Source organism: Streptomyces sp. NPDC107521, from assembly GCF_055598485.1.
In genome coordinates, this window is record NZ_JBVKAT010000004.1 from 315,945 (window position 1) to 336,178 (window position 20,234).

A 20,234-nucleotide genomic window follows, 5' to 3' on the forward strand; every position below is an offset into this window, starting at 1 on the left:
CCGTTCGTGTGGGAGTGCGCGGGGTGTGCCGGTGGGGCGGGGCCGGGCGCGTGCGGATCCGCCGTCAGGGCGTGGCGCCGACCGCGCGGGGGCGGGCCGTGCAGGCGACGAGCGCGCCCGCCGCCGACAGGGCGGTGAGGAACGCCAGAGCGGCCCGGTGACCGCTGCCGAGGAAGGCGGCCGTGGCCGGCAGCGCGAGCACCGCCCCGAGCTGTACGGCCGTCTGGTAGACCGGCACCGCGGCGGCCCGGTGCTCGGCCGCGATCCCGGCCGTGGCCTGGAGGTTCAGGGCCGCGAAGGACAGCACGAAGCCGGCCTCCACCAGGAGCAGCGCGGGCAGCACTCCGGTGGCGTACGCCGTGGGCGCTCCGGTGACCAGGGCGGTCACACAGCCGAGCGCCGTGGCACAGCTTCCGGCCCTGATCAGCCGTTCGGTGCCGAAGCGCGCCACCATCCGGCCGGCGAAGGGCAGCGCGAACGCCAGCGGCACACAGGCCGGGAGGAACGCGAGCGCCGTGCGCCAGGAACTCCACCCCCACTGGTCGTGCAGCCGGTGGGTGAACAGCATCAGCAGGCCCAGATACGTGCCGTTGAACGTGGCCGCGCACACCGCCGAGCGCCGGAACGGAGCGTTGCGTCGCAGTCGCGCCAGGGTCGTGCCGAGCGGAGTGGCGGGCGCCGGCGCGGCATCGCGGGGGATCAGCCGGACACCGGCCGCCAGCAACAGCAGGGCGACCGGGGCGGGGAACACCGGGTTCCAGCGCCAGCTCAGTTCGGTGAGCGCTCCCGAACACAGCAGGCCCGCGGTGAAGCCGGCCGCCCCGAAGAGCGAGTAGACCGACACCGCCCGGCGCTGTTCGACTCCCGGCCGGATCGTGGTGCTGATGATCGCGAGTCCGGTCGGCGCGGTCAGAGCCGCGCACATGCCCTTCACCACCCTGGTGGCGACCAGCAGGGCGTCCTGGTGGGCGAGACCGCCGATCACCGAGGCGGCGATGAACACCGGCAGGGCGGCCAGGTACACGCGCCGCCGGCCCCACCGGGCGACGAGACGCGGACCGAGCAGCAGCAGTGCCGCGAAGCCGGCGGCGAAGCCGCTCATCACCCACTGGCCGCCGAGCGTCGAGAGCCCGAGGTCCCGCCCCATGGACGGCAGGGCGACCAGCATGACGGAGACTTCGAGGGCGTCGATGAGCATGTTGCCGGCGAGCACGAAGAGCAGGGCCCGCTGTCCGGTGCCGGTGCGGGGCGAGGCGTTGGAGGGGAGCGTCGTCATCGGCTCGGCCGTCCGCCCGCTCAACCGAGCAGTGTGCCGCCGCTGGCGTCCAGATAGGAGCCGGTGATCCAGCGGGAGTCGTCGCTCGCGAGGAAGGCCACCACGTCGGCGATGTCCCGGGTCTCGCCGACCCGGCCGAAGACCGAGTGGTTCGCCATGGCCGCCACCGCCTCGGGGTCGTCGAAGACCGGTGCGCCGTTGTCGGTGATGCCCGGACCCACGCTGTTCACGGTGATACCGCGGGGGCCGAGGTGCTTGGCGAAGTGCAGGGTGAGCTGGTCGATGGCGCCCTTGGTCATCGCGTACGCCACCTCCTGCGGATTGGCGACCCTGGTCAGCCCGGAGGAGATGTTGATGACGCGGCCTCCGTCGGGGAGGTTGTCCAGCGCGCGTTGCACCAGGAAGTACGGGGCCTTGGCGTTGACGGCGAAGAGCCGGTCGAACGCCTCGGGCGTGAGGTCCTCGGGGGCCACACCGCCCATGACGCCGGCGTTGTTCACCAGGATGTCGAGGGTGGCCGCTCCGGTGCGCTCCTTCAGCTCCCGCTCCAGGGCCAGGAACAGCTCGTGGACGTCGCCGGGCACTCCGAGCTCGGCGAGCACAGCGAAGCCCCGGCCGCCCTCCTTCTCGATGGCGGCGACGGTGTCGTCGGCGGCCTCCCGGTTGCCGGAGCTGTGCACCGCGACGAGAGCCCCCTCGCGAGCCAGCCGGATCGCCGTGGCCCGGCCGATGCCGCGGCTGGAACCGGTGACGAGCACGGTCTTTCCGGTCAGTTTGCCCATGGTGATCCTCCTGTGCGTGGTGTGCTGACGATTCGGTCCGTGAGCGCCCCGAGCGCTGTGAGTGGCGGGGGTGCCGGGCTGTGTCGCGGCCGGGCCGCCGCCGTCGAGCCCGCTGATCATCGCGGCGAGATGACGGCGGGCCGCCGGGATCCCGAGCAGTTCCCGGAACACCGCCCGCGCGCCGTCCACCTCGGGTCCGCCGAACAGCAGTTGGGCCTGAGCCTCGATGTTGCCGAGCACGCGTGCGCCCACCGGGTGGCGGACGGCGTGGTAGGTGTCGAGCAGTTCCTCGCCGGCCCGGCCCGCGAGGTGTGCGGCGAGCTTGCCGCCGAGGTCCGCCGCGTCCTGCAGGCCGAGGTTGAGGGCCTGCCCGCCCACCGGCAGCTGGACATGGGCGGCGTCCCCGGCGAGGAACACCCGGCCGATGCGGTAACGGGCGGCCTGCCGACGGGCGTTGTGGAACGCGTTGAGCCAGACCGGCTCGGCGCCCGCGAGGTCGTCGCCGGTGACGTGGGCCCACACCGCGCGGACCACCTCGAAGGAGGGGGTCCGCGACGCGCCGGGCACCCGGCCGAACGCGTGGACCATGATCCGGGTGACGCCGTCCGGCCCGCGGCGGGCGTTGGCCACCCCCCGCGCGTGCCGCTCGAAGCGCCGCTCCCGCAGGTCGACGCCCCTCAGGTCGGCGCGCAACAGCTCCTTGGTGGGGCCGACGCCGGGGAACGCGAAGCCGGCCAGCCGCCGTACGGTGCTCTCCTCGCCGTCGCAGCCCACGACGTACGCGGCGGTCAGCCGCAGCCGCTCGCCCCCAGGAGTGGTCGCGACGACGTGGACCCGGTCGGGTGCCTCGGCCAGAGCGGTCACCGTGTGCCCGCGTCGCACCCGGGCGCCGAGCCCGGTCGCCCAGTCCGCGAGAACGGCCTCGACGCGGGTCTGCGGCGCCTTCCACTGGCCGGCGTACGGACTGTCGCCGGCCTCGGCCAGGTCGAGGGGGATACCGCCGAAGTGGCCGGGCCCGGCGCCCTGCGGGGTCCTGAACCGTTCGGTCAGGCCCCGCTCGTGCAGCAGTTCCATGGTGCGGGCGTGCAGGATCGACGCCCGCGACTCGGTGGTGGGCTCAGCCAGCCGCTCCAGTACCGTCACCTGCGTCCCGCCGGCGCGCAGCTCCCCGGCGAGCAACAGGCCGACCGGTCCGGCGCCCACGACGAGCACGTCCGTGTCCGGCGCGGCCACGGTCAGCGCTTGTTCTCGGCGTAGGTCCTGGCGTGGCCCAGGGTGGCGCGGCTGTTGGTGCTCAGCGCGCCGTGGACGTACGCCCGGGCGTCGGCGACGGTCGCGTCCGGGCCCAGGACCGCTGCGATGTTCGCCGTGTTGAGGACCACGGTGTGCTGCGAGGTCGCGGCGACGCCGTCGGCGTTCTCCGTGAACGTCCAGCAACCGGTGTGCAGGGTCATCAGCGCGGGCAGGGTGACCTGCTTGTACGCGATCCGGTGGTGCGGGAAGACCACCCGGAACGACTTGGTGGTGTGCGTCGAGCCGTCCTTGGCGCGGGTGTCCATCTCCAGGGTCTGCAGCCCGGGGGTGTCCTCCGCGAAGCGGACGGAGGCCACGTGCGGGAGCCGCTCCGCCCACAGTCCGGCCTCGTTGATGAAGTCGTAGGCGTCCTTGGCCGCGCCGGCGATCCGCACGGTGTCCTCGAAGGAGAACGTGATCTCCTCGGAGGCGTGGGCCAGTTCGACGTTGGTCTTCAGCGCGGCCAGCTCCGAACGGGAGTTGCTGTCGACGGCCTGATCGATCCACTTCAGGCCCTCCGGGTCGTCGTCGACGGCCCGGTAGTCGTGCAGCAGCCGTACCCGCGAGGACGCCCCGGACAGCGGCTCGATGATCCACGTGCCGCCCATGGCGGCGACCGGCGGGGTGGAGACGTCCTGGCGGAACGTGATCCGCAGGCTCTCGGGGTCCAGGGTGCGGCGTGAGGTCCAGCTCTTCGCCTCGCCGTTGGCGGTGGCCCAGATCCGGATGCGCTCCTCGCCCGCGCCGCGCTCGACGTGGTCGACGTGGATGGTGGGCGGGAAGATGCGCGGCCAGTTCTCCACCTCGGCGATCAGCCGGTAGACGGCGGCGGCCGGGGCCTCGACGGTGATGGCGTGCTCGACCTGACGGGTCGTCATGATGTGGTCTCCTCGTGGCTCGGAAGGTGCCCGGCGGCTCAGAAGTTGCCCAGGCCCCCGCAGACGTTCAGTGCCTGGGAGGTGATGGAGGCGGCGGTGTCGGACGCCAGGTAGCCGACCAGGCCCGCGACCTCCTGGGGGGTCGAGTAGCGGCCGAGCGGGATCTTCGCCTGGAACTTCTGGAGGATGGCGTCCTCGCTGGTGTCGTACGCGGCCGCGTAGCCCTGGCGCACGCGCTGCGCCATCGGCGTCTCGACGTAGCCGGGGCAGACCGCGTTGACGGTGATGCCGGTGGGCGCCAGCTCGTTGCCGAGCGCCTTGGTGAAGCCGACGACACCGTGCTTGGAGGCCGAGTAGGGGGCGCCGAGCACCACGCCCTGCTTGCCCGCGGTGGAGGCGATGTTGATGATGCGGCCGCGGTCCTTGTCGCGCATGCCGCCCGTGGTGAGCACTTCGCGCGTCATCAGGAAGACGCTGTCGAGGTTGGTGGCGATCACGTCGTGCCAGAGGTCGTCGGCGATCTCGGCGGTGACTCCGCCGCCGGACCGGCCCGCGTTGTTGACGAGCACGTCGACCGTGCCGAAGCGCTCGACGGCCTGCCGCACGAACCGGCGTATGTCGTCGGCGGAGCGGACGTCGCAGGGGGCGCCGTCCACTTCCAGGCCCTCGTCGAGGAGTTCCTTGACCGTGCGGGTCACGCCCTCCTCGGTGCGGGCGCACAGGAACACCCGGTGGCCCTGCTCGGCCAGCAGCCTGGTCACCGCGAGGCCGATACCGCTGGTCGCCCCGGTGACGAGGGCGACCTTCGGGTTGTGCTGCTTCATGTCCGTCTCCTGCAGAAGTGGGGGAGGCGCAAGGCGCGAAGGGGGTTGCGAGAGGGTGGAAGCGCGCCGCCGGTACCCGGCGGAGGCTCGACGGGAACCGGCGGCGGGGTCCGTGGCGGGGCTCAGCCGATCTCGACGGGGACCAGCAGGGCGTTCACGGTCTCGATCAGCGCGCGCGGGGTCTTGGTGTCGGTCAGCGTGTCGTCGTCGAGGGTGACGCCGAACTCGCGCTCGATGCGGCCACCGGTCTCCAGCAGCGCCAGGGACTCGTAGCCCAGCGACTCGAAGTCGGTGTCGATGATGTCCCCGTCGAGGTCGACGCTTTCGTCCGCGCCTGCCCCCTCGCGCAGGATGCGCTTGAGGTCGTCCAGGGTGAAATCGTGAGAAGTCATGGGAGTGTCCTTTCGTTGCTGCGATGGGGAGCCGGTCGAGCCGGTCCTCCGCGTCCCGGCAGACCGTGGTGTCCGCTCGTCGGCGCCCGGGCCCGGGGGGCGACGCCTGCTTGGGATCAGGCCCTAGGCGGAGGAGCGGACCACGAGCGCGGAGTTGAAACCGCCGTGGCCGCGGGCGATCACCAGGGCGGAGCGCACCGCGGCGGTCCGCTCCTGGTCGACGACGAGGTCGAGTCCGTGCTCGGGGGAGGGGGCGACGCCGATGGACGGCGGGATCACCCCGTCCCGCATGGCGAGGAACGCGGCGGCCAGGTCCAGTGGAGCCGCCCCCGAGTAGAGCCGCCCGGTCATCGTCTTGGGCGCCGTGACCGGCACCGCTCCGGCCCCGAACACGTCGGTGATCGCCGCGGCCTCGATCCGGTCCAGCTCGGGGACGGCGGCCGCGTCGGCGAACACCACGTCGATCTCGTCCGGCGCGGCCCCGGCGTCGGCCAGCGCCAGTTCGATCGCCTTGCGCAGACCCGGGGGACGCCCACTGCCCGGCCTGGGGTCGAGCGTGGAGCCGTACCCGGCGATCTCGCCGTAGATCTGCTGTGCGCCCCGGGCCCTGGCCTGCTCCAGCTCCTCCAGGACGAGCAGGGCGCCGCCCTCGCCGGCCACGTGGCCGTTCGCCGCGGGGTCGAAGGGCAGATAGGCCCGTTCCGGGTCGGTGGAGGTGCTCAGCCGCCCGTTCGCCATCTGCGCGACCCAGCCCCAGGGACAGATCGAGGCGTCCACGGCCCCCGACATCACCAGTCGGGTGCCCTTGCGGATCTGGCGCCGTGCCTGGGCGACCGCGTCGAGGCCGCCGGCCTGGTCGCTGACGACCACACCGCTCGGGCCTCGCATGCCGTTGCGGATGGAGATCTGCCCGCTGTTGACGGCGTAGAACCAGGCGAAGGACTGATACGCGCTGACGTACCGGCTCCCCTGACTCCACAGGGCCTGAAGCTCTCGCTGGCCGAACTCGAAGCCGCCCGAGGAACTGGCCGTGATCACGCCCATCTCGAACTCGGGCAGCTCCTCGGGGCGCACCGCGGCGTCCTCGAACGCCCAGTCCGCGGCCACGAGAGCCAGCTGGGTCATCCGGTCGGTCTGCGGCAGCAGCCGGCCCGGCAGATGCTCCTCGGCGGCGAACCCTTCGATCTCACCGGCCAGTTGGGCCGGGTACCGGTCGGGGACGAAGCGTGAGACGCGGCCGATGCCGCTGGTTCCCTCGCGGGTCGCTGTCCAGTACGCCTCCGCGCCCAAGCCGTTGGGGGCGACCACACCCAGTCCGGTGACGGCGACCCGGACGCCGGACCCGCTCACGCTGCCCTCCGCTCGGGACGGGCGAGCACCATGGCGCTCTGGAAGCCGCCGAAACCGCTGCCCACGGAGAGCACGGCGTCGGTGCGCCAGTCCCGCGCGGCGCGTGGTACGTAGTCGAGATCGCACTCGGGGTCGGGGGTGTGCAGATTGGCGGTGGGCGGCACCACGTTGTTCTCCATCGCCAGCACGCTCGCCGCGATCTCGATCGAGCCGATGGCGCCAAGGGAGTGCCCGACCATCGACTTGATGGAGCTGACCGGCACGGCATACGCGTGCTCGCCGAGGCTGCGCTTGAACGCGGCGGTCTCGTGCCGGTCGTTCTGCTTGGTGCCCGAACCGTGCGCGTTGACGTAGTCGACGGCCTCCGGAGCGAGCCGGGCCTCGTTCAGGGCGACCCGGATCGCCTCGGCCATCTCCCGGCCGTCGGGGCGCAGGCCCGTCATGTGGAAGGCGTTGCTGCGCGTGGCGTACCCGGCTATCTCCGCGTACACATGGGCGCCGCGCCGCCGTGCGCTGTCCAGTTCCTCCAGGACGAAGACCGCCGAGCCCTCACCGAGCACGAACCCGTTGCGCGTCCCGTCGAATGGGCGGGACGCGTGCTCCGGGTCGTCGTTGCGCGAGGTGGTGGCCTTGATCGCGTCGAAGCAGGCCACGGTGATGGGCGAGATCGGGGCGTCCGCCGCGCCGGCCACCATGACGTCGGCCGACCCCTCACGGATCAGCTCGGCGGCGTAGCCCACGGAGTCGAGGCCCGAGGTGCAGCCGGTGGAGACCACCGTGGTGGGGCCCTCGGCGCCCACCGCCCACGCCACCTCCGCCGCGAAGGAGCTGGGCACCATGTAGTTGTAGAGGTGCGGGACCGCGTACGCGTGGTCGACCAGTTCGAGCCGTCCGCCATCGCTGACGGTCCGGTACTCCTCGTCGAGCCCCATCGTCGCGCCGACCGCGCTGCCGATGGTCACGCCGGTCCGGTGCGGGTCCAGGGCGTCGAACTCGAGTCCGCTGTCCGCCACCGCTTCCCGCGCGGTGACCACGGCGAACTGCGCGGCCCGGTCCATCCGCCGGACCTCCTGGGCGCCGAGACCCATCAGTTCGGCGTCGAAGTCGACCTCGGCGGCGACCTGCGAGCGGAACGGGGTGGGGTCGAAGAAGCTGATGCGCCGCGTCGCGGTACGCCCGTCGGCCAGCAGGCTCCAGAAGTTCTTGGTGCCGACGCCGCCAGGCGCGGTGACGCCGATGCCGGTGATGACGACCCGCCTGCCCTCCGGGCCGCTCATCGGGCGGTCCAGTGGTAGAAGCGCTGCGCCATGGCGTCGGCGGGGGAGCGCCAGGTCGCGGGGTCGTAGGCGGTGATGAAGGGCTTGAGGTCCTCGCTGATGCCGACGAACCGCGGGTCCGTCCTGGCCGCCTCGATCCGCTCGCCGCCGTCCTCGGAGTCGAAGTCCTGGAGGTGGAAGTAGAGGCCCCGGTAGCTGAAGAGCTGTCGGCGCCGGGTGCCCATCAGGTGCGGCATGTCCGTGTCGTCGAACTCGCCGAAGAGGCGAGTGACGTCAGCGGCCGCATGGGGTTCCATCCGGGCCACGATCAGTGTGCTGTGCATACGTCTCTCCTTGTCAGGCCTGCTGTATCCGGGACGGACCGAACCAGCGCTCCAGTGCCATGGGCAGATCGTGGTGGCTGCCCGGCGCGGCCCAGGCCACGTGGCCGTCCGGACGGACCAGCACTGCCGACGTGCCCGAGAGCGGACCGTCGGCGAGGACGCCGTGGGGCTCCGCGGTCACGATGTCCACCCGGTCCGACCAGCCGGCCGCGCGGTCGCGCAGGACGGCGTTGTCCTCCAGGTCGAGCAGCACGCCCCGCGCCGCGCGCAGCAGTTCGGTGCTGCTGGTCTTGCGCCGGTCGCCCACCAGCTCCAGGTGCGGCATCCGCAGACCCAGCAGGGGGTGGCGGCCGGGGCCGACGTCGTAGCGGATCTCCAGGCCGCTCACCATGCCGGCGAGATGGCGGCTGACCTCCTCGTAGCGGATCAGTTCCGCCAGCACGTCGCGCAGCGGCTGGACCTCGTCGCCGCTGAGGAAGAGCAGGCCCTGAGCCCTGGTGTTCATCATCAGGCGCTCGCCCACCGCGTGCCGTTCGTCGTGGTAGGTGTCCAGCAGTTTCTCGGGCGCGGTGCCGCGGATCACGGCGGCCAGCTTCCAGCCGAGGTTCAGGGCGTCCTGGACACCGGTGTTCATGCCCTGGCCGCCGGCCGGCAGATGGATGTGCGCGGCGTCGCCGGCCAGCAGCACCCGGCCCCGCCGGTACTCGGTGGCGAGCCGGGTCGCGTCGCCGAACGCACTCACCCACTCGTGCTCGGCGTGCGAGATGTCGATGCCGGTGATCCGCTGCCAGGCCGCGGCCACTTCCGCGTACGAGGGCGGCTCGGTGCGCCGACGCGCGGGCGCACCGCGTTCGCAGACGATGATGCGCGTGACCCCGCGGTCGCCGAGCGGGCCGCACATGACCATGCCGCCGGAGTACGTCTCGCCGATCAGCCGCGGTTTCAGGTCGATGCCCTTGACGTCCGCCAGGAACATCTCCATGGTCGCCGCGGTGCCCGGGAAGTCGAAGCCGGACGCCTTGCGTACGGTGCTGCGGCCGCCGTCGCACCCCACGAGGTAGGAAGCCGCCAGCCGGGTCTCCCCGCCGTCGGGGCCGCGCACCTCGGCCTCGACGTGGTCGCCGTGATCGCGCAGGGTGATCAGCTCGTGGCCGCGCCGGAGATCGACGCCCAGCTCGCGCGCCCAGCCTTCGAGCATGGTCTCGGTGTCGGACTGCGGCACGGTCTTGGCCGCCTGGTGGATGCTGTCGAGGACACCGAAGTCCACCGGCAGTCCGCCGAAGTGGCCGGCGTTGCTGGTGCCCATGTCGCCGAAGCGGTGCAGCAGCCCGCGTTGGTCGAAGACCTCCATCGTCCGGGTCGTGAAGCCCAGGCCGCGGGACTCGCCGGTGCGCTCTCGGAGCCGGTCCAGCACGATGACGTCGACTCCCGCGAGCCGTAGCTCCCCGGCGAGCATGAGTCCGGTGGGACCCGCACCGGCGACGATGACGGAAGCGTCCATGAATGTGTCCTCCGGGGCGTCGGAATGGTCGGAACGACGAAGCGGCGCACCGGAATGGGACCTCGGTGCGCCGCTTCACGCTTTTCCGCAGTGATGTCCTGCCGGGTGAGCGGCACAGTTCTGCGGAAGCTAATGAAGAGCTTCTTCGGAAACCCGGCGGATGTCAATGGCTGTATTCCAGTTCCACGACATACTTGAGTCAGAGTCTCGTCAAATCGCATTTTCAGGAGCTACGAAAAAAGCTCCACCAGGGCCGGATCGCCCTGGTGGAGCCGTTGTTCTCCGCGGCCGTCGCCGGTGTCCGTCAGGCGCGGGCACTGGACGACGCGTGGACGTCCTGCTCGTGGTAGTAGGTCCTGCCGTTGACCGCGCGGCGGCGCCACTGGTCCTCGCTGGCGCGTCGGTAGACGCTGCCCGGCGCGACGCCCCACAGCGCGGCGATGTCACGGGCGCTCATCCAGCGCACCGGCGGCTCCGTGCGTTCCGGGCCGGGCCGGGCGCTGCGACGCATCCACTCCTGCCTTGACCAGCGGTGCGTGGGCTCCGTGTCGCAGCCGACCTCGACCGCGGGCCCGGCGCCGCCGGACAGGACGGCCGCAGTGAGCGCGCCCCCGCAGCCCGGCACGACGCAGTCGCCGACCGGGACCCGGCGCCGCGGAGCCGGGTCGATGACCCGACGGGCCTGGCGTACACACCGTGCCACCTCGTCGGACAGCTCGCCGACGGCCCGGTGCGTGTGCAGCCAGGCGGAGTGCAGCAGCAGGAAGTCCGCGATCCGCGCCGGGGTGTCCCGAGGGGCGCCCACGCCCCGCTCCTCGACCACCAGCGCCGCCCACGACCGCAGCGTGCCGGTGATCCGCGAACGTGCCTCGGCGGCCGCCGTGTTGAAGGGCAGTCCGGGCATGGAGCCGCCGCCGGACGTCCGGTCGCGCGGACGGTCCACGCCGGTGAGCAACTGCCCGCACTCCTCGTGCAGGCGCGGCAGCCGCCGCAGGTCGTGAGTGAGACGGAGCCGGCAGTTCGGGCAGAGCCGGGTGCCGGCGACGGCCAGCTCCGGGGCCCGTCCCGCGGCGACGCTGCGCAGGCAGGCGGCGCCCTCGCACTCCATCGGTCTCGTGGTCGTCGTACGGGTGGTATCCGTGTCGTCCTTGAATCCGTGCGTCATTTCCCCCACCGCTTCGAAGTGCGGCAAATCTATTTCCGGGATTCATGGGCGGGCAAGCGAAAGCCCGCTACATGTATTTTCTCTGTAGCGGGCCTTCGATGATTTGAAGCGGCCTGTCCCGGCGATGTCCTCGGACACGGAAACCCGAAGTTCCGGCTGCGGAGACCTCAGATCGCCAGGCGCGCCGCGATGCCGTCGAGGACGGCGTCCAGGCCGGCCTCGAACTGCCACTGCGGGTCGTCCTTGCGCCGGGCCTCGGTGATGTAGCGCGCGTACATCGGGTACCGGCCGGTGGCCATGAGCCAGGCCATCTGCGAGGCCAGTCCCGCGCGGGCCTCCTCGCGGTTGGACCAGCCGCGCACGTGCAGCATCTGCGTCAGTCCGATCTCCGAGTCCACCGCGCCGTGCACATAGGACATGAGTGTGTTGTAGACCGCCATGGTGTCGTCCGCGTCGAGGCCGAGGTCGTCGAGCGCGGCCAGGCCGGCCTCGGTCACGGCCAGCTGGTTCGGGGTCGGCGCGCACCACGTCGCCCGCGTCACCCACGAGTGCCGCAGTAGGACCTCCCTTATGCGCAGGGCGACGGACCGCAGGCTCGTGCGCCAGTCCTCCTTGCCGTCGGGCAGCTCCAGCTCCGCGTAGACGAAGTCGACCATCAGCTCCAGGAGTTCGTCCTTGCCGGTGACGTAGCGGTACGCGGCCATGGGGGCGACGCCGAGTTCGGTGGCCAGGCGGCGCATGGTGACCGCGTCGAGTCCCTCCGCGTCCGCGATGCCGACGGCGGTCTTGGCGATCCGCAGGGGGGCCAGGACGGTGCGAGGGGTGGGCGCCGGCCGTTCGAGGCGCTCCCACACGGAGACGTGGTCCTTGCCCTCGCTCGCTGCTTGTCTCTCCCGGGCGGTCATCGCTGCGGTCCCTTCCGACGAACGGTGCGGTGTACATCGTATCAGGAGTGGACAGCGTACAAGCAGATGTGTACGTTGTACGAGAGAGATACGGCGTATACAACCGAGGAGCTCCCCATGGCCGACCAGACCGACCGCCCCCTCCGCATCGCGGTGATCATCGGCAGTACCCGGGACGGGCGGTTCGGCCCGGTCGTCGCGGACTGGGTCGCGGGACACATCGCCCAGCGCGAGGACATGGAGGCCGATCTGATCGACCTCGTCGAGACGCCCCTGCCCACCGTCTTCCCGGCGTTCGGGCAGCCCCCCAGCGACGAGATCGTGGCCCTGGTCGGCGCGGTCTCACCGCGGCTGGCCGAAGCCGACGCCTTCGTGATCGTCACGCCCGAGTACAACCACAGCTTCCCCGCGGCGCTGAAGAACGCCATCGACTGGCACAACGAGCAGTGGCACGCCAAGCCGGTCGGCTTCGTCGCCTACGGCGGAATCGCCGGCGGCCTGCGCGCCGTCGAACAGCTCCGTGTCGTGCTCGCGGAGCTGCACGCGGTCACGATCCGCAACACCGTCAGCTTCCACAACTACGGCGAGATCTTCGGTGCCGACGGCAAGCCCACCGACCCCGGGAGCGACGGCGCGGCCAAGGCCATGCTCGACCAGCTCACATGGTGGGGGCAGTCCCTTCGCGAGGCCCGGCACGCCCGCCCGTACGCCGTCTGACATCCCTCCACTCGTGCCCTGGGGGCAGCGATGAACGACCCCGCGACCGACACTCCCGCGCCCGACCGGCCGGGTCTGCCCCGCCTTGGTGTCTTCGGGCTGATGCTCAGCATCTTCCTGGCGACGCTCGACGGACAGCTCGTCAGCACGGCGCTCCCCACGATCGTGGGCGACCTCGGCGGCCTTGAGCACTTCTCGTGGGCGGTGACCGCCTACCTGCTCACCATGGCCGCGTCCACTCCCGTCTGGGGCAAGCTCGGGGACCTGTACGGCCGCAAGGGCGCCTGCCTCAGTTCCGTGACACTGTTCCTGGCGGGGACGGTGCTGTGCGGCCTGGCGCAGAGCATGGGGCAGCTCATCGCCTTCCGCGGTCTCCAGGGCCTCGGCGCGGGCGGCCTGATGGTCGGCGCGCTCTCGGTCATCGGGGTGGTGGTGCCCGCGCAGGACCGTGGCCGCATCCAGTCGATGGTGGGTGTCATGATGCCGGTCGCGTTCGTCGGCGGCCCCCTGCTCGGCGGGTTCATCACCGACTACGTGAGCTGGCGCTGGGCCTTCTACGTCAACGTGCCCATCGGACTGGTCGCGCTGCTGGCGATCACCAGGGGCGTACGGCTGCCCTCCGCCCGCGTCCAGGGCCGCATCGACTGGCTCGGCACGGCGCTGCTCACCACCGGCATCCTGGCCCTCACCCTGCTGGCGGGCTGGGCCGGAACCACCTACGCCTGGACGTCCTGGCAGATCGCCGTACTCGCCGTGGTCGTGGTGGTCTCGGTGGCCTGGTTCGTACGCGTGGAACTGCGCGTCGCCGAACCGGTCACGCCGCCCCGGCTGTTCGCCCGTCGGGACTTCACCCTCGCCCAGGTCCTCAGCTTCCTGGCCGGAGCCGTCCTCTTCTCCGTCGTCAACTACCTCCCGCAGTACATGCAGTTCGTCCAGGGCTCGTCGTCCACGGCCAGTGGCCTGCTCATCCTGCCGCTCATGTTCGGCATGCTGACGGCCCAGCTGGCCACCGGGCGGCTGATGGACCGCGGCGGTATGGACCGCGTCGTGGCGCTCGTCGGCGGCGGGACCGCCCTCGCCGGCGCGCTGCTGCTCCTCCTGCTCGGCACCGGCACCCCGGTCGCCGCGGCCTCCGCGTACACCCTGGTCATCGGGGTGGGGATCGGCGCCCTGATCCAGGCCACCATGGTCGCCACCATGAACAACGCGGACCTGCGGGACATGGGCGCGGCCACCGGCACGGTCACCCTGGTGCGCACCATCGGCGGCTCCCTCGGTGTCGCCCTGCTCGGCGCACTGCAGAGCAGCCGCATGAGCGAGGTGCTGACCGAGCGGCTCGGCTCCGCCGCGCAGCAGCGGCTCACCGCGGGCGGCGCCCTGACCCCGGCGCAGCTGAAGGACATGACGACCGCCACGCGCGACGCGGTCAAGGAGGCCGTCAGCAGTGGTCTGCACGGCGTGCTGCTGGGCGCGGCCGTCGTGTCCGCGATCGCGTTCGGCACGGCGTGGTTCGTCCGCTCCACGCCGCCCCTCGGTCCGGCTGCCGCGGGGCCGCCGGCCGCCGGGACCGAAGCCGGGGCCGGGAAGGGCTCCGCCGCGGCCACTTAGCGGGACCGGGCGCGGCCCCGCCCGCATCGCCCCCGTACCCACCCAAGCAGCCGGCCGCACGGACGCATCCCCCGTCGCCGTGCGGCCGGCCCCTATCGAAGGCGAACGCCGATGCCCAAGTACTCCGTCGAACGTGCCCGGGACATCCTGGACCGTCCGTTCTCCCTGGGAGGCCTCACCCTGCCCAACCGTGTCGTGATGGCGCCGATGACGCGCGAGTTCTCCCCCGGCGGAGTGCCGGGGGAGGACGTGGCGCGGTACTACGCCCGGCGGGCGGCTGCCGGGGTCGGCCTGATCATCACCGAGGGCACCTACGTCGGCCACGACTCGGCGGGAAGCAGCGCCCGCGTCCCCCGGTTCCACGGCGACGAGGCGCTCGCCGGCTGGGCGGCCGTGGCCGAAGCCGTCCATGCGGCGGGCGGCCGGATCATGCCGCAGCTGTGGCACGTCGGCATGGAGCGTGCGGCAGGCGCTCCACCGGTCCCCGACGCCCCGCGGATCGGCCCCTCGGGCATCGCCCTGGACGGCTCGCGGTCGGGCAAGGAGATGAATCAGGCGGACATCGACAACGTCGTCGCCGCCTACGCCACGTCCGCGGCGTCCGCCGAGTCGCTCGGCTTCGACGGCATAGAGATCCACGGCGGCCACGGCTATCTCCTCGACCAGTTCCTGTGGGCGTTCACCAACCGGCGCACCGACGCCTACGGCGGCGACATCGTCGGCCGCACCCGGTTCGCCGCCCAGATCGTGGCCGCCTGCCGGGAGAGCGTCTCCGGGGACTTCCCGATCTCCTTCCGGTTCTCGCAGTGGAAGCCGAACCACTACCAGGCGCGGGTCGCCGAGACTCCGCAGGAACTGCGGACCATGCTCGGTCTCCTGGCCGACGCGGGGGCCGACGCCTTCCACTGCTCCACCCGCCGGTTCCACCTCCCCGAGTTCGAGGGATCCGACCTCAACCTCGCGGGCTGGGCGAAGAAGCTCTCCGGCAAGCCCGCCATCAGCGTCGGATCGGTGGGCCTCAGCAACGAGTTCCTGGAGGTGTTCCAGGGTGCGCAGGCCGCGGTCACGGACATCGGTGAGCTGCTCGACCGCATGGAGCGCGAGGAGTTCGACCTCGTGGCGGTCGGACGGGCCCTGCTCGGGGACCCCGAGTGGCTGCGGAAGGTCCTCGCCGGACAGGTCGGCGAACTCACCCCGTTCGACCGGACCCTGATCGGCAGCCTCCACTGAGCCGTGCGCCCACCGGCCGGTGGGCCCGCCGCGCGGGCGCCGAACGCGACCGGACACGCCCCCAGGTCACATGAGCGTCAGCTGCGTCGGCTCGGCGGGCCGGGGCGCGCCGCCCCGCGCGGGCATACGCGGACGCCGGAAGGACGCGGCCCGTGACGGACCGATGCCGAACTCCTCCGCCAGCTCGTGCACCTGACGGGTCACCCGGCGCTGGTACCACTTCGGTGCGTAGGCGCCCTCCGCGTACAGCCGCTCGTACCGGCGTACGAGGTGGGGGTGGGTCCGCGCGAGCCAGCTCATGAACCACTCGCGCGCGCCCGGCCGCAGATGCAGCACGAGCGGGGTCACCGAGGTCGCCCCGGCGCGGGCCGCGGCCGCCACGGTGGCCCGCAGCTGGTCGGGCCGGTCGCCGAGGAAGGGGACGACCGGCGCCATCAGCACCCCGCACCCGATGCCCGCGTCGGTCAGGGCCCGTACGACGTCGAGACGGCGCTCGGGGGCGGGGGTGCCGGGCTCGACCGTGCGCCACAGCTCCTGGTCGACGAAGCCGACCGACACGGAGACCCCGACATCGGTGACATCGGCGGCCTGCCGCAGCAGGTCGAGGTCGCGCAGGATCAGGGTGCCCTTGGTGAGGATGCTGAACGGGTTCGCGTAGTCGCGCAGCGCCTCGATGATGCCGGGCATCAGCCGGTAGCGGCCCTCGGCCCGCTGGTAGCAGTCCACGTTGGTGCCCATCGCGATGTGCTCGCCGTGCCAGCGCCGGGAGCCGAGGTGGGCGCGGAGCAGGCTCGGCGCGTTCACCTTCACCACGATCTGGCTGTCGAAGCCGAGGCCGGTGTCGAGGTCGAGATAACTGTGCGTCTTGCGGGCGAAGCAGTAGACGCACGCGTGCGTGCAGCCCCGGTAGGGGTTCACCGTCCATTCGAACGGCATCCGGGACGCGCCCGGCACGCGGTTGAGGATCGAGCGGGCCCGCACCTCGTGGAAGGTGACCCCCCGGAACTCGGGAACGTCGAAGGTGCGGGTGGTGACCGCGTCCGCGCCGAACAGCGCGGGTTCGGCGGCTCGGGCGTGATCGGAGTCCGTGAGGTCCTCCCAGCGCATGGCGCCTCCTCGGTAGTCTGCCGCCCACACAATAGAACACTTGTTCCCATGATCGTGCGAACGAGGTTCCGGGCCGCTCGGCGGGCGCGCCCCGGCCTCCCGGGCGACCGCGCGGCCGGCGGCGGCGCGTCCGGCGCGCGGGTCGGCCGATGTCCGGGGTGGCCGCGCGGGCCGACCGGTCCGGGGTGCGGACCCTGCGGATCGGCCGCGCGGGTGGGAGGCGCGTTCCGGGCGTCCGGACCGGTGTGTCGGCCGGGGCGGACCGGCCCTTGCCCCACCCCCGATTTGGAGGGCGGGCGGAGGGGTGGTTGGCTTGAGCCATCCCGAGAACCAGGCCCTGGAGGAACCCGATGGCGCAGGTCGAGGCCACGACGGAGCGGATCGTGGCGGCGGACGCGGAGACGGTGTTCGACACCATCGCCGACTACAGCGGCACGCGCGCGAAGCTGCTGCCCGAGCACTTCAGCGAGTACGAGGTCCGCGAGGGCGGTGACGGCGAGGGCACCCTGGTGCACTGGAAGCTCCAGGCCACCAGCAAGCGTGTCCGGGACTGCCTCCTGGAGGTCACCGAACCGTCCGACGGCGAACTCGTCGAGAAGGACCGCAACTCCACCATGGTCACCACCTGGCGGGTCACCCCGGCGGGCGAGGGCCGGTCCCGGGTCGTGGTCCACACCGCGTGGAAGGGCGCCGGCGGCATCGGCGGCTTCTTCGAGCGGACCTTCGCCCCCAAGGGCCTGGGCCGGATCTACGACGCGGTGCTCGCCAAGCTCGCCGCCGAGGTCGAGAAGTAGCCAACACGCCCTGCACCGAAGGGTGTTGGCGGCCTCACCGGTTCGAGTGATCCTCGGATGATCGCGCCGTACGCCGTAACTTGTCGCACTTGCTCGTAGTTGTCGCCGCAGGCGGCCAGTTGTGAGCGGGTGTGACGAGGGGAGCGGCACATGGGCGGAGTCACCTTGGTGCAGGAGGAGCCGGCCGTCGCGCCACCGCGACGGCCGGAGCCACCCGCTCCGGCCCCGGTCGCGGACCCGGGGCTGACCCCCCGGCGGGTGCGGCTGGTCTTCGTCGGGCTCATGCTGGCCCTGCTGCTGGCCGCCCTGGAGCAGATGATCGTCGCCACGGCGCTGCCGAAGATCGTCGGCGAGCTGCACGGCCTGGACCGGATGTCCTGGGCGATCACCGCCTACCTGCTCACCTCCACGATCGGGCTGCCCGTCTACGGCAAGCTCGGTGACCTCTTCGGGCGCAAGGGCGTCTTCCAGTTCGCCATCGTGGTCTTCGTCATCGGTTCGGCCCTGGCCGGCCGGGCGGGGACCATGAACCAGCTCATCGCCTTCCGCGCCGTGCAGGGCGTGGGCGCCGGCGGGCTGATGATCGGTGTGCAGGCGATCATCGCGGACATCGTGCCGCCCCGGGAGCGCGGCCGGTTCATGGGCCTGATCGGCGCCGCCTTCGGCCTCGCCTCGGTCGCCGGGCCCCTGCTGGGCGGCTACTTCACCGACCACCTCTCCTGGCGCTGGTGCTTCTACATCAACGTCCCCTTCGGCCTGCTCACCCTCGCCGTGGTCACGGCCGTGCTGAAGCTGCCCAGGCCCACGGCAAAGCCCCGGCTGGACGTCCCCGGCGCGGTGCTGCTCGCCGCCGCCTCCACCTGCCTGGTCCTGCTGACCAGTTGGGGCGGCACCGAGTACGCCTGGGACTCCCGGGTCATCCTCGGCCTCGGCGGCGGCGCGGTGGCCGCCGCGCTCCTGTTCCTGGTGGCCGAGCGGCTCGCACCCGAACCGCTGATCCCCCTGCGGCTCTTCCGCGACTCCGTCTTCAACGTCACCGCCCTGGCCGGACTCGTCGTCGGCGTCGCCCTGTTCGGCGCGGCCAGCTATCTGCCGACGTTCCTCCAGATGGTCGACGGCGCCAGCGCCACCGAATCCGGCCTGCTGATGCTCCCCATGATGGGCGGCATCGTCGTGGCCTCGGTCGCCTCCGGCCAGCTCATCAGCCGCACCGGCCGCTACAAGGCACACCCCGTCGTCGGCGGTGCCCTGTCCGTCGTCGGCATGTGGCTGCTCTCCCGCCTCGACGTCGACACCCCCCGCGCGCAGTACAGCGTGTGGATGGCCGTGCTCGGTGCCGGGATCGGCATGGTGATGCCGGTCCTCGTGCTCGCCGTGCAGAACTCCGTGCGCCCGGCCGACCTCGGCACCGCCACCAGCGCCAACAACTACTTCCGGCAGATCGGCGGCAGCGTCGGCGCGGCCGTCTTCGGCACCCTCTTCGCGGGCCGTCTCACCGACGCCCTCCGCGAACGGGTCCCCACCGGGGCCGGTGCCGGGCTGCCCGACGCCGAGTCCCTCACCCCGCAGCTCGTCCACACCCTCCCGCCCGCGCTGCGCGACGCCTACATCGCGGCGTACGCCGACGCCATGCCGCGCATCTTCCTGTACCTGGTGCCGGTGCTCGCCCTCGGCCTGCTCATCGCCTTCTTCCTCAAGGAGAAACCGCTGGTGTCCCACAACGCCCCCCTCACCGAGCCGGAGACCACCGCGCCGCACCACGCCGCCGTTCCGCAGGCCAGGTCGCCGTACGCCGCCGGGATCGCCGTCTGCGGCACGGTCCAGCACCCCGACGGCACCGTGGTGCCCCGCGCCGCCCTCACCCTCATCGACGTCGCCGGGCAGCAGATCGGCCGGGGCGCCAGCGGCGACGACGGACGCTACGCCCTGGCCACGCCCGGCTCGGGCGCCTACGTCCTGATCGCTGCCGCCGGCGGGCACCAGCCGCAGGCCGTCTCCGTGACCGTGGGGGAGCGTCCGGTCGAGCTGGACGTGGTCCTCGGCGGCGCCGGACGCCTGGCCGGCAGCGTGTCCACCGCCGACGGCACCCCGGTGCGCGACGCCATCGTCACCCTCACCAACGTCCACGGCGAGGTCGTCGCCAGCACCCGCAGCGGACGCGAGGGCGGCTACGCCATCAGCGAGCTGGTGGCCGGCGAGTACACCCTCGCCGCCAGCGCGCCCGCCTTCCGCCCGGCCGCCCTCCCGGTCAGCGTGCAGGCCGCCCGGGAGACCCGGCAGGACGTCGAGCTGGCCGGGGGCGCCGTCCTGCGCGGCACCGTCCGGGCGAGCGGCGGCCGGGCCGTCGAGGACGCCCGGGTGACCCTGCTGGACGCCGCCGGGAACGTGGTCGACACCCTGACCACCGGACCCGACGGCGGCTTCCGGTTCGTCGACCTGTCGTCCGGCGAGTACACCGTCATCGCCGCGGGCTATCCGCCCGTCGCCACCGTCCTCCGGGTCGCCGGCGGCGGACGCACCGAACGCGACCTCCAGCTCGGCCACGAGGACTGAGCGCGGTGAGGGGGCGGGGCCCGGCGGAGGGCAGCGGGTGGATCGGCCGGGTGCCGCGCACCCGGCGCGTGACGCCCGGATGGCGGGAGCCGGACGTGTGACGGCGCAGGGCCCGGTTCACCACGGCGTGAGTGGCGCAGGCCGTGCGCCCCGGCTGCGGGAGCCGTGCCCCGCCCCGCTTCCCGGGCACGGCCTTGCCGGGTACGACCCCGGACACGGTCGGCCCGCCGGTCCGGACGGGTCCCGCACCCCTCAGGAC

17 protein-coding genes are annotated in these 20,234 nt (G+C 72.4%); 5 read left to right on the forward strand and 12 right to left on the reverse strand.

The genetic code is table 11. The annotated features are described in order from the left end of the window. Positions 1-64 precede the first annotated feature (64 nt). From ACZ7LB_RS09240 to ACZ7LB_RS09290, 11 genes are all read right to left on the reverse strand, one after another. Positions 65-1,300: an MFS transporter gene (locus ACZ7LB_RS09240; RefSeq protein ID WP_471466514.1), complete on the reverse strand. Its 1,236-nt coding sequence runs from the start codon at positions 1,298-1,300 to the stop codon at positions 65-67. Continuing rightward, positions 1,297-3,291, reverse strand: a complete 1,995-nt coding sequence (locus tag ACZ7LB_RS09245) for an SDR family oxidoreductase (RefSeq protein ID WP_471466516.1) — start codon at positions 3,289-3,291, stop codon at positions 1,297-1,299. The genes ACZ7LB_RS09240 and ACZ7LB_RS09245 overlap by 4 nt, the downstream gene beginning before the upstream one ends. Before the next feature lie 2 nt (positions 3,292-3,293). Further along, entirely contained in the window at positions 3,294-4,229 is a 936-nt protein-coding gene (locus ACZ7LB_RS09250; RefSeq protein WP_471466518.1) for an aromatase/cyclase, read from the reverse strand. A gap of 38 nt (positions 4,230-4,267) precedes the next feature. After that, entirely contained in the window at positions 4,268-5,053 is a 786-nt protein-coding gene (gene fabG, locus ACZ7LB_RS09255) for a 3-oxoacyl-ACP reductase FabG (protein WP_471466519.1), read from the reverse strand. A gap of 122 nt (positions 5,054-5,175) precedes the next feature. Continuing rightward, positions 5,176-5,445 (reverse strand): phosphopantetheine-binding protein, encoded by a 270-nt coding sequence (locus ACZ7LB_RS09260; RefSeq protein ID WP_471466520.1) that lies wholly within the window; start codon positions 5,443-5,445, stop codon positions 5,176-5,178. 123 nt (positions 5,446-5,568) lie between these two features. After that, positions 5,569-6,795 (reverse strand): ketosynthase chain-length factor, encoded by a 1,227-nt coding sequence (locus ACZ7LB_RS09265; RefSeq protein ID WP_471466521.1) that lies wholly within the window; start codon positions 6,793-6,795, stop codon positions 5,569-5,571. Then, positions 6,792-8,072, reverse strand: coding sequence for a beta-ketoacyl-[acyl-carrier-protein] synthase family protein (locus ACZ7LB_RS09270; protein WP_471466522.1), 1,281 nt, complete (start codon positions 8,070-8,072; stop codon positions 6,792-6,794). The genes ACZ7LB_RS09265 and ACZ7LB_RS09270 overlap by 4 nt, the downstream gene beginning before the upstream one ends. Then, complete coding sequence (locus tag ACZ7LB_RS09275) at positions 8,069-8,395, reverse strand: TcmI family type II polyketide cyclase (protein WP_471466523.1); 327 nt, start codon at positions 8,393-8,395, stop codon at positions 8,069-8,071. The genes ACZ7LB_RS09270 and ACZ7LB_RS09275 overlap by 4 nt, the downstream gene beginning before the upstream one ends. 13 nt (positions 8,396-8,408) lie before the next feature. Next, positions 8,409-9,896 carry an FAD-dependent monooxygenase gene (locus tag ACZ7LB_RS09280; RefSeq protein WP_471466524.1) on the reverse strand — a complete coding sequence of 496 codons (1,488 nt, stop codon included), beginning with the start codon at positions 9,894-9,896 and terminating at the stop codon, positions 8,409-8,411. A gap of 304 nt (positions 9,897-10,200) precedes the next feature. Further along, positions 10,201-11,061 carry a hypothetical protein gene (locus ACZ7LB_RS09285; protein WP_471466525.1) on the reverse strand — a complete coding sequence of 287 codons (861 nt, stop codon included), beginning with the start codon at positions 11,059-11,061 and terminating at the stop codon, positions 10,201-10,203. Between the two features lie 167 nt (positions 11,062-11,228). Continuing rightward, positions 11,229-11,966, reverse strand: coding sequence for a TetR/AcrR family transcriptional regulator (locus ACZ7LB_RS09290; RefSeq protein WP_471466526.1), 738 nt, complete (start codon positions 11,964-11,966; stop codon positions 11,229-11,231). Between the two features lie 117 nt (positions 11,967-12,083). Between ACZ7LB_RS09290 and ACZ7LB_RS09295 the strand changes: the two genes are divergently transcribed. From ACZ7LB_RS09295 to ACZ7LB_RS09305, 3 genes are all read left to right on the forward strand, one after another. Then, positions 12,084-12,683, forward strand: coding sequence for an NADPH-dependent FMN reductase (locus ACZ7LB_RS09295; RefSeq protein ID WP_471466527.1), 600 nt, complete (start codon positions 12,084-12,086; stop codon positions 12,681-12,683). 30 nt (positions 12,684-12,713) lie between these two features. Further along, positions 12,714-14,291 carry a DHA2 family efflux MFS transporter permease subunit gene (locus ACZ7LB_RS09300; RefSeq protein WP_471466528.1) on the forward strand — a complete coding sequence of 526 codons (1,578 nt, stop codon included), beginning with the start codon at positions 12,714-12,716 and terminating at the stop codon, positions 14,289-14,291. Between the two features lie 111 nt (positions 14,292-14,402). Next, positions 14,403-15,521, forward strand: a complete 1,119-nt coding sequence (locus ACZ7LB_RS09305; protein WP_471466529.1) for an NADH:flavin oxidoreductase — start codon at positions 14,403-14,405, stop codon at positions 15,519-15,521. 66 nt (positions 15,522-15,587) lie between these two features. On the opposite strand, the gene ACZ7LB_RS09310 is transcribed toward ACZ7LB_RS09305, so the two are convergent. Continuing rightward, positions 15,588-16,628: an Rv2578c family radical SAM protein gene (locus tag ACZ7LB_RS09310; protein WP_471466530.1), complete on the reverse strand. Its 1,041-nt coding sequence runs from the start codon at positions 16,626-16,628 to the stop codon at positions 15,588-15,590. A gap of 350 nt (positions 16,629-16,978) precedes the next feature. Between ACZ7LB_RS09310 and ACZ7LB_RS09315 the strand changes: the two genes are divergently transcribed. Further along, positions 16,979-17,422, forward strand: coding sequence for an SRPBCC family protein (locus ACZ7LB_RS09315; protein WP_471466531.1), 444 nt, complete (start codon positions 16,979-16,981; stop codon positions 17,420-17,422). 150 nt (positions 17,423-17,572) lie between these two features. Continuing rightward, positions 17,573-19,975 carry an MFS transporter gene (locus ACZ7LB_RS09320; RefSeq protein ID WP_471466532.1) on the forward strand — a complete coding sequence of 801 codons (2,403 nt, stop codon included), beginning with the start codon at positions 17,573-17,575 and terminating at the stop codon, positions 19,973-19,975. The last annotated feature ends 259 nt before the right edge of the window (positions 19,976-20,234 follow it).

Coding starts and splice junctions, on each gene's coding strand:
- ACZ7LB_RS09250 (WP_471466518.1), bottom strand. CDS start 4,229: ATGACGACCCGTCAGGTCGAGCACGCCATCACCGTCGAGGCCCCGGCC.
- ACZ7LB_RS09310 (WP_471466530.1), bottom strand. CDS start 16,628: ATGCGCTGGGAGGACCTCACGGACTCCGATCACGCCCGAGCCGCCGAA.
- ACZ7LB_RS09285 (WP_471466525.1), bottom strand. CDS start 11,061: ATGACGCACGGATTCAAGGACGACACGGATACCACCCGTACGACGACC.
- ACZ7LB_RS09300 (WP_471466528.1), top strand. CDS start 12,714: ATGAACGACCCCGCGACCGACACTCCCGCGCCCGACCGGCCGGGTCTG.
- ACZ7LB_RS09315 (WP_471466531.1), top strand. CDS start 16,979: ATGGCGCAGGTCGAGGCCACGACGGAGCGGATCGTGGCGGCGGACGCG.
- ACZ7LB_RS09320 (WP_471466532.1), top strand. CDS start 17,573: ATGGGCGGAGTCACCTTGGTGCAGGAGGAGCCGGCCGTCGCGCCACCG.
- fabG (WP_471466519.1), bottom strand. CDS start 5,053: ATGAAGCAGCACAACCCGAAGGTCGCCCTCGTCACCGGGGCGACCAGC.
- ACZ7LB_RS09305 (WP_471466529.1), top strand. CDS start 14,403: ATGCCCAAGTACTCCGTCGAACGTGCCCGGGACATCCTGGACCGTCCG.
- ACZ7LB_RS09290 (WP_471466526.1), bottom strand. CDS start 11,966: ATGACCGCCCGGGAGAGACAAGCAGCGAGCGAGGGCAAGGACCACGTC.
- ACZ7LB_RS09260 (WP_471466520.1), bottom strand. CDS start 5,445: ATGACTTCTCACGATTTCACCCTGGACGACCTCAAGCGCATCCTGCGC.
- ACZ7LB_RS09275 (WP_471466523.1), bottom strand. CDS start 8,395: ATGCACAGCACACTGATCGTGGCCCGGATGGAACCCCATGCGGCCGCT.
- ACZ7LB_RS09270 (WP_471466522.1), bottom strand. CDS start 8,072: ATGAGCGGCCCGGAGGGCAGGCGGGTCGTCATCACCGGCATCGGCGTC.
- ACZ7LB_RS09295 (WP_471466527.1), top strand. CDS start 12,084: ATGGCCGACCAGACCGACCGCCCCCTCCGCATCGCGGTGATCATCGGC.
- ACZ7LB_RS09280 (WP_471466524.1), bottom strand. CDS start 9,896: ATGGACGCTTCCGTCATCGTCGCCGGTGCGGGTCCCACCGGACTCATG.